This is a genomic window from Mesorhizobium tianshanense (assembly GCF_007830515.1).
GTDB classification, from domain to species: domain Bacteria; phylum Pseudomonadota; class Alphaproteobacteria; order Rhizobiales; family Rhizobiaceae; genus Mesorhizobium; species Mesorhizobium tianshanense.
Genome location: NZ_VLKT01000018.1, coordinates 85,743 through 97,903, shown reverse-complemented (window position 1 = coordinate 97,903; position 12,161 = coordinate 85,743). Strand labels below are relative to the sequence as shown.

At 63.0% G+C, this 12,161-nt stretch carries 12 protein-coding genes and 1 pseudogene; 8 read left to right on the top strand and 5 right to left on the bottom strand.

Annotated features, from left to right (window positions below):
- Nucleotides 1–26 precede the first annotated feature (26 nt).
- Entirely contained in the window at nt 27–482 is a 456-nt protein-coding gene (locus tag IQ26_RS16085; protein ID WP_145718895.1) for a hypothetical protein, read from the top strand.
- A gap of 2 nt (nt 483–484) precedes the next feature.
- Here IQ26_RS16085 and IQ26_RS16080 read toward each other — a convergent pair whose 3' ends face one another.
- Nucleotides 485–1,459 (bottom strand): WD40 repeat domain-containing protein, encoded by a 975-nt coding sequence (locus IQ26_RS16080; RefSeq protein ID WP_145718893.1) that lies wholly within the window; start codon nt 1,457–1,459, stop codon nt 485–487.
- Between the two features lie 262 nt (nt 1,460–1,721).
- Nucleotides 1,722–2,798 (bottom strand): CobW family GTP-binding protein, encoded by a 1,077-nt coding sequence (locus tag IQ26_RS16075; RefSeq protein WP_145718891.1) that lies wholly within the window; start codon nt 2,796–2,798, stop codon nt 1,722–1,724.
- A gap of 190 nt (nt 2,799–2,988) precedes the next feature.
- On the opposite strand from IQ26_RS16075, the gene IQ26_RS16070 reads away from it, so the two are divergent.
- Both IQ26_RS16070 and IQ26_RS16065 read left to right on the top strand, forming a co-directional pair.
- Nucleotides 2,989–3,720: an intradiol ring-cleavage dioxygenase gene (locus tag IQ26_RS16070; protein WP_145718889.1), complete on the top strand. Its 732-nt coding sequence runs from the start codon at nt 2,989–2,991 to the stop codon at nt 3,718–3,720.
- 220 nt (nt 3,721–3,940) lie between these two features.
- Nucleotides 3,941–4,411, top strand: coding sequence for a MarR family winged helix-turn-helix transcriptional regulator (locus tag IQ26_RS16065; RefSeq protein ID WP_145718887.1), 471 nt, complete (start codon nt 3,941–3,943; stop codon nt 4,409–4,411).
- A gap of 16 nt (nt 4,412–4,427) precedes the next feature.
- Here the strand turns inward: IQ26_RS16065 and IQ26_RS16060 are convergent, their stop codons facing one another.
- Complete coding sequence (locus tag IQ26_RS16060) at nt 4,428–5,306, bottom strand: AraC family transcriptional regulator (protein WP_145718885.1); 879 nt, start codon at nt 5,304–5,306, stop codon at nt 4,428–4,430.
- 35 nt (nt 5,307–5,341) lie between these two features.
- On the opposite strand from IQ26_RS16060, the gene IQ26_RS16055 reads away from it, so the two are divergent.
- From IQ26_RS16055 to IQ26_RS16040, 4 genes are all read left to right on the top strand, one after another.
- Nucleotides 5,342–5,749, top strand: a complete 408-nt coding sequence (locus IQ26_RS16055) for a DUF2000 family protein (RefSeq protein ID WP_145718883.1) — start codon at nt 5,342–5,344, stop codon at nt 5,747–5,749.
- Between the two features lie 158 nt (nt 5,750–5,907).
- Nucleotides 5,908–6,792 (top strand): DMT family transporter, encoded by an 885-nt coding sequence (locus IQ26_RS16050; RefSeq protein ID WP_162457965.1) that lies wholly within the window; start codon nt 5,908–5,910, stop codon nt 6,790–6,792.
- Between the two features lie 123 nt (nt 6,793–6,915).
- Entirely contained in the window at nt 6,916–7,938 is a 1,023-nt protein-coding gene (locus IQ26_RS16045; protein WP_145718979.1) for a LacI family DNA-binding transcriptional regulator, read from the top strand.
- Complete coding sequence (locus IQ26_RS16040) at nt 7,935–8,918, top strand: 2-hydroxyacid dehydrogenase (protein WP_145718880.1); 984 nt, start codon at nt 7,935–7,937, stop codon at nt 8,916–8,918. The genes IQ26_RS16045 and IQ26_RS16040 overlap by 4 nt, the downstream gene beginning before the upstream one ends.
- Before the next feature lie 13 nt (nt 8,919–8,931).
- On the opposite strand, the gene IQ26_RS16035 is transcribed toward IQ26_RS16040, so the two are convergent.
- Nucleotides 8,932–9,705: a gamma-glutamyl-gamma-aminobutyrate hydrolase family protein gene (locus IQ26_RS16035; protein ID WP_145718878.1), complete on the bottom strand. Its 774-nt coding sequence runs from the start codon at nt 9,703–9,705 to the stop codon at nt 8,932–8,934.
- A 254-nt stretch (nt 9,706–9,959) separates the two neighbouring features.
- Between IQ26_RS16035 and IQ26_RS16030 the strand changes: the two genes are divergently transcribed.
- Entirely contained in the window at nt 9,960–11,069 is a 1,110-nt protein-coding gene (locus tag IQ26_RS16030) for a TRAP transporter substrate-binding protein (protein ID WP_145718876.1), read from the top strand.
- A 59-nt stretch (nt 11,070–11,128) separates the two neighbouring features.
- Here IQ26_RS16030 and IQ26_RS16025 read toward each other — a convergent pair.
- Nucleotides 11,129–12,150 (bottom strand): annotated as a pseudogene (locus tag IQ26_RS16025) (zinc-dependent alcohol dehydrogenase family protein).
- Nucleotides 12,151–12,161: the final 11 nt, after the last annotated feature.

Sequence of the window (12,161 nt, the reverse complement as noted above, 5' to 3'; positions counted from 1 at the left end):
ATATATAGCTTGCTATGGAGATGAAGATGAAAACAAAGGTTCACGCAACCGCCGGCGCCATAGCGCTCATCACGGTATCGGCCTTCTGGCTGTCGACGGTAACGGCCGAGCTGTTCGGCGACGCGGCAACGATCGCAACGGTCAAAACCTGTGTGCTGGCCGGAATGGCCGTGCTCATCCCGGCAATGATCGGTGCCGGGGCGTCCGGTTTCTCGCTCGGCAAGGGCTGGAAGAGCCCGGTCGTCGCGCGCAAGAAGCGGCGCATGCGCATCATCACGGCAAATGGGCTGCTCGTGCTCGTGCCCTCGGCGTTCCTGCTCAGTAACTTTGCCGGTTCGGGACGCTTCGACACCGTGTTCATGATCGTCCAGGCGATCGAACTGGCGGCCGGCGCCGTGAACATCGCGCTCCTGTCGCTCAATATGCGCGATGGGCTGTCGCTGCGGCGAAAGGCCATTCCCGTCGCCGCGCGGGCGAGGTGAGCTCAGGCCGAGATATCGATGACGCCGCAGTCGCCTGCAGCGCTGCCGAAGGCGACGCGCCGCTCTTGCCCGTCCCACATCATCGATGTGATGGCGCCCTTGCCTGGTCGTCGCAACAGCACTTCCTTGGCGTCGGTGAAGCGCACCGCCATCACCATGCCGTCGTCATAGCCGACGGCCACGACATCCTGGCTCGGATGGCAGGCGACCGAGGTCACCATGGCGTTGCCGCGGGTGCCGAGCTCCAGCGGCGCCTTGCCCATCGGCCCGTCCTTGCCCGAAAACGGCCAGACGATCGCCGCCGGCGCGCCGGAACTCGCCAGCCATTTTCCCTTGGGCGCCCACGACAGGCTTTTGACCTTGCCGGGATAGCCGGTCATGCGCATGTGCTTGCCGTCGGCGAGTTTCCAGCCATGCAGCGCGTTCTCCTGCATGGTGGTGACGACAAAGGCGCCGTCCGGCGAGAAGGTGATGCCGGTGTGGGCGCCGGCCCATTCGAGATCGACCGGCTTGCCGTCGGCCGCCGGGAAATGCAACGTCGCGCCATTGTAGCGGGCGACGCCGAAGCGCATGCCCTTGGGCGAGAACGCCAGCCCCTCGACCGAACGCGGATGCGAGAATTCCCTGATCTTGCCGTCGGCGAAACGCACGAAGGCAGTCTTGCCCGAGGCATAGGCGATGGCGCCTTGCGGCCCGGCGGCAACGCTGGTGATCCATTTCTTGCCCGCACTCGCCAGTTCCGCCACCTCGCCGCCTGCTCTGACGGCAAACACCTTGCCGTCCTCGCCGCCGGTGATCAGCCGGTCTTTAGCCCCATCATGGAAGGCGGAGAGCAGCCCGTCATTGGCTTGCACCGTCTTGTGGCCATGATCGAGCCGGTGGACGGCGCCGTCGGCCAGCGCGAAGTGCGGCACGTCGTCGAGAAAGACGGCGGCGATGCAATGTCCCTGGAGATCAAGCGGGGCAACGGTCGGCATGAGAGACTGTTCCATTCGAGATCGTTGTGGTCGCCTTGCCGCCGCAGAGGAATCATTAGCGTGGTTAGGTGCAACGCGGCCTTCTCCCCTTGTGGGAGAAGGTGGATTGGCGCGCAGCGCCAAGACGGTTGAGGGGTGCTGGACGGAGCGCGGCCGGTGCCAAGCTGGAACATCCCTCATCCGACCGAGCGTCGCTCGGCCACCTTCTCCCATAAGGGGAGAAGGAAAGAAGGGGCAGCGCTAACGTTATAAGGTTTGGAAATCAAGCTGCCTGGCAGGCGTCGAAGCTCTTCTTCAGCCGCTCGGCGTCGAGCTCGCGGCCGATGAAGACCAGCCGGCTCTCGTGCTTCTCGCCGTCCTTCCAGGCACGCTGGTGGTCGCCCTCGATGATCATGTGCACGCCCTGGATGACGTAGCGGTCGGCATCGCCCTTGAAGGCGATGATGCCCTTCAGCCGCAGGATGTTCGGGCCTTCCATCTGGGTGATCTTCTCGATCCACGGGAAGAACTTTTTCGGGTCCATCTCGCCACCGCGCAACGACACCGACTGCACCGTCACGTCATGAATATCGGAAGGGTGTGCGTGATGATGGTGGTCATGCCCATCGTGATCATGGTGATGATGGCCGTCATGGTCATGATGGTCGTGGTCATGATGATCATGGTCGTCATGCGCCTCGAGGAAATGCGGATCGTTCTCCAGCGCCCGGGAAAGATCGAAGGCGCCGCGGTCCAGCACCTCGGATAGCGCCAGGCCGGCGCGTGTGGTGCGATGGATCCTGGCCGCCGGGTTGATCGCGCGAACCGTCGCCTCGACCTTGTTCAGTTCCTGCGGCGTAACGAGATCGGTCTTGTTGAGCACGATGACATCGGCGAATGCGATCTGGTCCTCGGCTTCGCGGGAATCCTTCAGCCGCAACGGCAGGTGCTTGGCGTCGACCAGCGCCACCACCGCGTCGAGCTTGGTCTTGGAGCGCACGTCGTCGTCCATGAAGAAGGTCTGCGCCACCGGCACTGGATCGGCCAGGCCGGTCGTCTCGACCACGATGGCGTCGAAGCGGCCCGGCCGGCGCATCAGGCCCTCGACGACGCGGATCAGGTCGCCGCGCACCGTGCAGCAGACGCAACCATTGTTCATTTCGTAGATTTCCTCGTCGGATTCCACGATCAGCTCGTTGTCGATGCCGATCTCGCCGAATTCATTGACGATGACGGCATAGCGCTTGCCATGGTTTTCCGAAAGGATGCGGTTGAGCAGCGTCGTCTTGCCGGCGCCGAGATAGCCGGTGAGAACGGTTACGGGAATCTGCGTCAGTGCGTCGCTTGTGGCATTGCTCATGTTTGGCCTCGAAATGGATTGTTGGCTCCATATAGGATGTGCGCCGTGCTTTTGCACGCGGCAAACCCGATGGGCCAAAACAGGTCGCCTACAGGTCGCCGGCATTGCCGAACTTTCATTGGCGCTGGCTGGTCTCACCGCCTAGATAAGAACAAGGCAGCTTGCTCGAAAGAACCAGAAGAGGCGCCGGATGTCCGACAAACCGTCCTCCTTGCCGTTGAGCCGACGTCAGGCGCTCAACTTCATCGCCGTAACCGCAGGCGGCGGCGTCTTTCTGCCGGGCATCGCGCTGGCCCAGCAGGCTTCGCCCTATGCGGGGCTTGCCCTGTTCGACGATGGCGCCGGTGTCTGCGCCATCACGCCGGAAGTGACCGAGGGGCCGTTCTATTTCGATCCGAAGCTCGAACGTGCCGATGTTACCGAAGGCAGAGCGGGCATTGCCCTCAATGTGCGGCTGCAGGTGGTTGACGCGGCCTGCCGGCCGCTTGCCGGCGCGCGCGTCGACATCTGGCATTGCGACGCGCAAGGGCATTATTCGGGCTATCCGGGACAAGGCGACGGCCAGGACGTTGACACCTCCGGCGAGAGTTTTCTGCGCGGCTGGCAGAAGACGGATGACACCGGCATCGTCTCCTTCGCCACCATCTATCCCGGCTGGTATCGCGGCCGCACCACCCACATCCACTTCAAGGTCTTCCCCGATGACAATTCCGTGATGACCGGCCAGCTGTTTTTCCCCGACAGCCTCAGCGAGCAGATATTCACCACTGTCGCACCCTACGCCGACCGGTCCGGCAGGCGGGATACGCTGAACGCCAGGGACGGTATTGCGAGGCGCGCCGGGCCATTGTCGCAGGCGGCGCTGCGCGAGGTGGCGGACGCCTACCAGGCCCTGATGATCGTCGCGGTGAAGGCCGATTGAGTCTCGTTTCGTGCGTGCGGCGCTCCTGCGGAAGGTTCCACCTGCACTGAAAAGTCTTTTGTCATCTAACTGAAATAAACATCTGGCATTCACCACGGCGGACATTGCATTGCTTGCCGGCAAAGCTGTTTTGCAAAGCCGGAATCTTTTTGATCGTCGATTGCCAACCGGGCGACGGCCTCTATGCTGTCCGTACCGGTTCGGCCGAAGAGGGATGACCATGGCCAAGGCGGACAAGACTGCGACAATGAGCCGGCTGCATTCGGCGGCGCGGCTGGCACGTACGGCACTCGCGGCGCGGCTTCTGGCGCACGGATTCTACGCCGGCCAGGACCAGATCATGCTGGCGCTCGATCGTGAGGACGGCCAGACCCCCGGCAATCTTGCCGGCCGCCTCGGTGTTCGCCCGCCGACCATCACCAAGACCATCAACCGGCTGCAGGCGCAGGGCTTCCTGGAAAAGCGCGCCTCGGCGGCCGATGCCCGCCAGGCCCATATCTTCCTCACCGACACTGGCCGCGACATCATTCACGCCATCGAGAAGTCGGTGAAGAAAACTGAGAAGCAGGCGCTGAAGGGTCTCGACAAAAAGGACCAGAAGGCGCTGTTCAAGCTGCTCGCCCGCGTCGAGGCGAACCTGTCGAACGGGGAGATGGTTCTCATCGATGATGAGATCGACGCCGACGAATGACCTGCGGCTGACGCCATCAGGCGGCAGTTTCTGACGACCCATGGACCAATGCCAACCAGCGGCCCGGCGTGACACCGAACGCCTTCTTGAAGTGCCTGATAAAATGGCTTTGGTCGCTGAAGCCGGCCGTTATCGCTATCTGCGCCATTGGCTCGCTCGCTTCGATCATCCGGCGTGCCCGTTGAAGCCGGCGCATCAAGAGAAAGCGATGCGGGCTGGTGGAGAAGGCGGCACGGAAATGCCGCGATAGGGCGTAGCGATCCAGCCCAGTGATCGCCTCCAACTCCTCGGAACGGACGATACGGAAAACATTTTCTTGGAGATAGTCGCGCGCTAGGCTGGCTGCCCGCCATGCTGTCCTTGGGATCGGTCTCGCCGGCAGGCTCGCGTGCCGCACCAGGCTTTGCATCAGTTGCGCAATGAAGTCGGTGACAAAGAGATCGTCCAGCTTCTGGTCCAGTGGCCCCAGTGCCGAAAGCAGCCTCGTGCGAAAGACGGGGTCCGTCACCACGGCGTCCCTGACGAAGGGCAGCGATGCGCCGACGGTGCCGAGGCAGTCGAGCACAAGCGACGGTTCCAGATAGAGCATCCTGTAACGCAAGCCGTCTTCGGTGCCGGCGCCCCCGTCATGCAATTCGTCGGGATGGAGCACGATGATCTGACCGGGCAGACTGTGATGCCTCGCGCCGCGATAACGGAAACTCTGCACGCCATGCAGCGTCACGCCGATGGCGTAGGTGTCGTGGCGATGGAGATCGAAGGCGCTGCCGCGGAACCGTGCCTCGATACGCTCCATGCCGGCGGAATCGGGAGCCGAGACGACGCAGTTTTCGGCCACGTCAGCGCACAAACGTCCAAGACCCTGGAAGGCCTCGCCATCTAGATCGTGTGACATCGCTTCATTCACAAACCTCGAATGGTAAATGTCTCATGTTTGACACGAAATTTGCAATCGTGCTGCAGGACGACCTTCCCGTCTGGCAAAAGCTCAATGTCACCGCCTTCCTGACCAGTGGCATCGTAGCACAGTATGCCGACATCATCGGCGAACCCTATCGCGACCGTGCCGGCAACATCTACAATCCGCTCTCGATCCAGCCGGTCATTGTGCTTTCGGCCGACCGCCCGACGCTCAGTGCGATCCACCAGCGGGCGCTGGAGCGCGGTGTAACAATCTCGCTTTACGTCGACGAAATGTTTTCGACCGGCCACGACGCGGCGAACCGCTCCGTCTTTGCCGAATTCGCACCCGATGACGCCAAGGTCGTCGGCATCGCGCTGCGCGCCGAGAAGAAGCTTGTCGACAAGATCACCAAGGGCGCCCGCATGCATCCCTAGTGCATGTCGTCAGCTCTGTTGTGTCAGCCTCTTTTGGCTTGCCGGCAGGGGACAATTGCCTCAAAAGTAGGGCTCTGTCCTGCTTCCCATCCGGCCTGAAATTGAATGCTCCCCCAAGACAAGACGAAAGCGCGACGCCTCCGGCGGCGATCCTTTGCATGCTTGCCGTCTATGTGTTTTTCACCTTCCTCGACACCAGCAGCAAATATCTTGTCCTGGCCGGCGTCTCGGCGCTGATCGTCGCCTGGGCTAGATTCGCCGTCCATGTTCTGCTCGTCGGTATTTTTCTGCGCGGCTGGCGCGCGCCATCGCGCTTTCGCGCCAACAACCTGCCGTCGCATATCCTGCGCGGCGCCTTCCTGTTCGGATCGACCATTTGCAACGTCATGGCGCTGCGGACCTTGCAACTGGCCGAAACCACTTCGATCTATTTCTTCGCGCCGATGGTGATCACGGCACTCGCCGGCCCTTTGCTCGGTGAATGGGCGGGCTGGCGGCGCTGGCTGGCGATCCTGAGCGGCTTCGTCGGCGTCCTCATCATCACCCGGCCGGGGGTCGGCGCCTTTGGCGTCGGCCACCTTTTCGCGCTCGGCTCGATGCTGTTGAATTGTCTCTACGTCATCATGACGCGGCGCATGTCGGCGACCGAAACCTCCGAGAGCCTTATCCTCTTTTCGGCGCTCGCGCCGGCCGTGCTGCTCCTGCCCATGCTGCCGTTTTCACTTTCCCTGCCGCAGGATGGCTGGCAGTGGTTCATCCTGCTGATGCTTGGCGTCTTCGGCTCCATCGGCCACTGGCTCCTGGTGCAGGCCTATCGGCTTGCGACCACCACGGCGCTGGCTCCCTATCCCTACTCGCAGATGATCTGGATGATCACTGCCGGGTGGCTGGTCTTCAACCAGTTTCCCGACCGCTGGACGCTCGTCGGCGCGGCCGTCATCGTTGCCAGCGGCCTTTATATCGTCCATCGCGAGCACCGGCTTCGCGTGCGCAACCGCGCGGCCCTCGATGTCGAGATGGAAGCGGTGGCAAAAAAACTTTGATTTGTCCCGGAAGGGTGGCATAAGGCCGCGTTTAAACTGTTTAGATCATGATCCCGAAAAGTGGAATCCGGTTTTCGGAAAAGATCATGGATCAGCTCTAGATCGTCGGGGGAGCGCAAGGCGCTGGCACAGAAGATCAAGCTTTCGACGATCGCGGATGCGCTCGGCGTGTCCACGGCCACGGTCTCGCTGGCCCTGCGCGACAGCCCGCTGGTCGCCGGAACCACTCGCGACCGCATCAAGGAACATGCCCGCGCCATCGGCTATATCTACAACCGCCGCGCCGCCAGCCTGCGCACCTCGCGCTCAGGCATCGTCGGCGTCGTCGTCCACGACATCATGAATCCCTTCTTCGCCGAGATATTGCGTTCGATCGAAAGCGAGCTCGACCGCAGCCGGCAGACCTTCATCCTGTCGAACCATTACGACCAGCTCGAAAAGCAACGCACCTTCATCGACACGCTTTTGCAGCTCGGCGCCGACGGCGTCATCATGTCGCCGGCCATCGGCACGCCGCCCGAAGACATCATCATGGCGGAGGAAAACGGCCTGCCGGCGGTACTGATCGCGCGCACGGTCGAAGGGGCTGACGTCCCCGTTTTTCGCGGCGACGACGCCTATGGCACCGGGCTCGCCACGAACCACCTGATCTCGCTCGGCCACAAGCGCATTGCCATGATCGGCGGCACCGACCAGACCTCGACCGGCCGCGACCGCTACCAGGGCTATGTCAATGCCATGGAGACGGCCGGGCTGGAGGTCAGGCCGTCCTGGCGCATTGCCGGCCCGCGCACCAAGCAGGCCGGTTTCGAAGCCGCCGGGCAGTTCCTGGCGCTGAAGGACAAGCCGACCGCGGCCTGCTGCTGGAACGACCTCGTCGCCATCGGCCTGATGAACGGCATTGCGCGCGCCGGCCTGGTGCCGGGCATTGACATCTCCGTCACCGGCTATGACGATCTCGAGGAGGCGGCGATCGCGACGCCGGCGCTGACCACCGTCTGGAATGGCCAGCGCGAGGTCGGCCGCCGGGCCGCCAGCGCACTGCTCGACAAGCTCAACGGCCAGATGGTGCGACCGTCGCAGGAACTTATCAAGCCGGAACTGCATGTGCGCCAGTCGACCGGCAAGCCGGTGGAACGAGCATGACAAAAGCCGAACAGCAGCAAGCGGTCGCCATTCTGGTGGCGGGCCAGTTCAACGATCATGCGGTCAGCCGCATCGACCGGACTTTCCGCCGCGTGTGGATCGAACGGCCTGATGCGTCGCAGGTCACCGACGAGCTGCGCCGGACGGTGCGCGGCATTGCCGCCTTCGGAGGTGTCGGCGCAGCGCTCATCGATGCGCTGCCGAACCTTGAGATCATCGCCAATTTCGGCGTCGGCTACGATTCGGTCGATGCCCGCCACGCGGCACAGCGCGGCGTCATGGTCACCAACACGCCCGACGTGCTGACCGAGGAGGTCGCCGACACGGCGATCGGGCTTTTGATCAACACCATCCGCGAATTGCCGCGCGCCGAGACCTGGCTGCGCGACGGCAGTTGGGCGCGCAACGGCAATTATCCGCTAAGCCGGCTGACCTTGCGCGGCCGCAGCATTGGCATTTTCGGCATGGGCCGCATCGGTCTCGCCATTGCCCGGCGGCTGGAGGCCTTCGGCCTGCCGATCGCGTATCACAACCGGCGCCGGGTCGAAGGCCTGTCCTACGACTATCACCGGACACTGAAAGGCCTTGCCGAGGCGGTCGATACGCTGATCTCGGTGGCGCCCGGCGGCGCCTCGACCGAAAAGGCTGTCAATGCCGAGATCCTGTCAGCCTTGGGCACCAATGGCGTCTTCGTCAACATCGGCCGCGGCAGCACGGTGGACGAGGCGGCACTTGCCGCAGCACTCGCCAACGGCACCATCGCCGCTGCCGGGCTCGACGTTTTCGCCAACGAGCCGAACGTGCCGCCGGCGCTGCTTGCCGCCCCCAACACCTCGCTTTTGCCGCATGTCGGCTCGGCTTCGGAGCATACCCGCCGCGCCATGGCCGATCTGTGTGTCGACAATCTGGTTTCCTGGTTTTCGCAGGGAAAGGCGCTGACGCCGGTGCCGGAGACGGAAAAGATCAAGGCGCGGAGCTGAGCGGCGGTGCCTCTTACTCAGCGGCGGCTCGCGCGCTGGATTTCGCGGCTGCGTGCAGGCGCGCCGCATCGCCGAAGGCGTGGAATATCCTTGCCGAGACGCTGTCCGACTTGACCCAGTATTCGGGATGCCATTGAACGCCCACGGCGAAGGCGCGGGCGTCCCGTACTGAGACAGCCTCGACCGTGCCGTCGGCGGCGACCGCCTCTATTTGCAGCTTCGAGCCGAGCCGGTCGATAGCCTGGCGATGCACCGAGTTGACCATGATCTCGCCCGCCCCGAACACGCCGGCGAGGCAGCTTCCGGGCTTGATCGAAATGGTCTGGCGGATAGCGAAGCGTTCGTCCTGATTGTCGCTTGCCGGCGCGCGATGGTCCAGCGCCCCCTCGCGCTCCTGGATTTCCGCGGCCAGCGTGCCGCCCAGCGCCACGTTCATCTCCTGGATGCCGCGGCAGATGGCGAGCAGCGGCACGCCGCGCTCCACCGCTTTGCGGATCAGCGGCAGCGTGGTGGCGTCGCGTGCCGGGTCGTAGGGACCGTTGGCCTCGCTGGCGTCGCCGCCGTAGAGCGAGGGATGCACATTGGACTTCGAGCCGGTGACCATGACGCCATCGACGGAGGAAAGCAGTTCGTCGAAATCGAGCCGGTCGCCGAAGGACGGCACCAGCACCGGGAACACGCCGGCGCCCGAGAGTGCCGCCTCCAGATATTGCTGCGGAGCGGCATGCCAAATGTAGTTGTCGAACTGGCGGACGTCGGTCGATATGGCGACGAGCGGCTGCTGCATTTTGGATACGGGTTCCATTGGTGTTAAGGAATTATTCTGCTTACAAAATAGGCGATCCGAAGACAACTTTCCATGACAAGTTTCAGCGTGTCGTGTGGGCCACGAAATCCGCATTAGACTATAGTTGCATGACGCGCGCTTGATCCGGCTGCCGTGCTGGACTCGACTTCTTGCCTGTGTATTGTTCCCCCCGAGCCGGCCGGGGCAGCGAGGATTCCCGAACGTCGGTCTGTTGATCCAATAGGGAGGACTTCATGGATCGTCGATCATTCATCCGCAAGGCCGGCGTGACCGGTGTGGGCGCCGCGGCGGCTGCCGCAACGCTTGCCGCGCCGGCTATTGCCCAATCCAATCCGAAAGTGACATGGCGCCTGGCGTCGTCCTTCCCGAAATCGCTCGACACGATCTATGGCGGCGCCGAGGTCTTTTCCAAGATGCTTTCGGATGCAACCGACGGCAACTTCCAGGTCCAGGTCTTCGCTGCCGGTGAACTGGTGCCCGGCCTGCAGGCCGCGGACGCCACCACCGCCGGCACCGTCGAGGCCTGCCATACGGTGGCATATTATTATTGGGGCAAGGATCCCACATGGGCATTGGGTGCCGCGGTCCCGTTCTCGCTCAACGCGCGCGGCATCAATGCCTGGCATTACCACGGCGGCGGCATTGACCTGTTCAACGAGTTTCTCGCCACGCAGGGTCTTTTTGGCTTGCCGGGCGGCAATACCGGCGTGCAGATGGGTGGCTGGTTCCGCAAGGAGATCAACACCGTCGCCGATCTCTCGGGCCTCAAGATGCGCATCGGCGGCTTTGCCGGCAAAGTGGTGGAAAGGCTCGGCGTCGTGCCGCAGCAGATCGCCGGCGGCGACGTCTATCCGGCGCTGGAAAAAGGCACCATCGACGCCGCCGAATGGGTCGGTCCCTATGACGACGAGAAGCTCGGCTTCTACAAGGTCGCGCCCAACTATTACTATCCCGGCTGGTGGGAAGGCGGGCCGACCGTCCATTTGATGTTCAACAAGGCGAAATACGAGGAACTTCCGCCTGCCTACAAGGCGCTGCTGCACACCGCCGCGCAGGCCACCGACGCCAACATGCTGCAGAAATACGACTATCTGAATCCGGCGGCGCTGAGGCGGCTGGTGGCCGCGGGCGCCAAATTGCGCCCGTTCAGCCAGGAGATCATGGCCGCCTGTTTCGAGAAGGCGAACGAGGTCTATGCAGAGATGGAAGCCTCGAACGCGCCGTTCAAGAAGATCTGGGACTCGATCAAGGCCTTCCGCAAGGAGCACTATCTCTGGGCGCAAGTGGCCGAGTACAATTACGACACCTTCATGATGGTCCAGCAGCGCAACGGCAAGCTCTGACAACAGTTACTGCGCCACGCGTTCTTTGCGCGTGGCGCCGTGAAGCTTCAATCTGCTGATCAGTTCGGCACCACCAGCACCTTGACTTCACCTGGCGCAGGCGGATTGGCGATCACTGTGGCCGCGTCTTCAAGCGTGACCTGCCGTGAAATGAGCTTGTCGATCTCGATCGCACCCGAGGCGACGAGATCGGCGGCCCGGCGATGCGTAAACGGATTGAGGAAGAGCCCAGAACCTTCAATTCCCGGAACAACAGATCGAAAGGTTCGAATTCCGCCTTCATGCCTTGAGGTGTCACGCCGACGACGATGATCGTGCCGCCGGCCTTGGCGAGCCGCATCGATTGCTCGACCGTCTCTCTTACGCCAGCACATTCGAACACCACATCGACACCGCCCGGCAGCAGAGCCGACGGACCGACAATTGCATCGATGATATCGTAAGCGCTGGGATCGACCGTCGCCGTCGCGCCCAATTCTTCGGCGAGCGCGCGCCGCGAGGCCTGGCGCGTCGACAGGATGATTGTTGTCGCGCCGGCAAGCCTTGCCAGTTGCACGGTGAGCAGGCCGATCACGCCGCCGCCAAGCACGGCGACCGAGGAGCCGGGCTTGATCTGCGCCAGATCCAAGCCATGCAGGCAGCAGCCAAGCGGCTCGCAGAACGCGCCATGCGTCGGCTTCAGGTCTTTCGGAAGGGGGAAGGCCTGCTTCTGAGGCAGCACGACATATTCGGCGAAGCCGCCGTCGCGACGGATGCCGATGGCAATCAGATTATGGCAGAGATTGATGCGACCGGCATGGCATTGCGGACAGCGCCCGCAGGCGATGTTGGGATCGCCGGTGACGCGATCGCCGACAGAAAAGCCAGACACAGCGGTTCCGGTCGCCTCGACGATCCCGGAGAATTCATGTCCGAGCGTCACCGGTGGCGTGCAGGGAAATTCGCCATGGAAAAGATGCCGGTCGGTGCCGCAGACGCCGCACGCCTCGATCCGCACCAGGAGGTCGTCAGGTCCGGCAGACGGTTTGTCCACCTCGCGCAGAACGATGCTGCCCACTCCTTCCAGTCGCACCGCTTTCATGTCTGTTGAGC

Bases quoted from the DNA above. Each gene is read 5' to 3' on its own strand.
- IQ26_RS16050 (WP_162457965.1), top strand. From the start codon at position 5,908: ATGCTTGCCGTCTATGTGTTTTTCACCTTCCTCGACACCAGCAGCAAA.
- IQ26_RS16040 (WP_145718880.1), top strand. From the start codon at position 7,935: ATGACAAAAGCCGAACAGCAGCAAGCGGTCGCCATTCTGGTGGCGGGC.
- IQ26_RS16055 (WP_145718883.1), top strand. From the start codon at position 5,342: ATGTTTGACACGAAATTTGCAATCGTGCTGCAGGACGACCTTCCCGTC.
- IQ26_RS16080 (WP_145718893.1), bottom strand. From the start codon at position 1,459: ATGCCGACCGTTGCCCCGCTTGATCTCCAGGGACATTGCATCGCCGCC.
- IQ26_RS16075 (WP_145718891.1), bottom strand. From the start codon at position 2,798: ATGAGCAATGCCACAAGCGACGCACTGACGCAGATTCCCGTAACCGTT.
- IQ26_RS16060 (WP_145718885.1), bottom strand. From the start codon at position 5,306: ATGTCACACGATCTAGATGGCGAGGCCTTCCAGGGTCTTGGACGTTTG.
- IQ26_RS16085 (WP_145718895.1), top strand. From the start codon at position 27: ATGAAAACAAAGGTTCACGCAACCGCCGGCGCCATAGCGCTCATCACG.
- IQ26_RS16065 (WP_145718887.1), top strand. From the start codon at position 3,941: ATGGCCAAGGCGGACAAGACTGCGACAATGAGCCGGCTGCATTCGGCG.
- IQ26_RS16070 (WP_145718889.1), top strand. From the start codon at position 2,989: ATGTCCGACAAACCGTCCTCCTTGCCGTTGAGCCGACGTCAGGCGCTC.
- IQ26_RS16030 (WP_145718876.1), top strand. From the start codon at position 9,960: ATGGATCGTCGATCATTCATCCGCAAGGCCGGCGTGACCGGTGTGGGC.
- IQ26_RS16035 (WP_145718878.1), bottom strand. From the start codon at position 9,705: ATGCAGCAGCCGCTCGTCGCCATATCGACCGACGTCCGCCAGTTCGAC.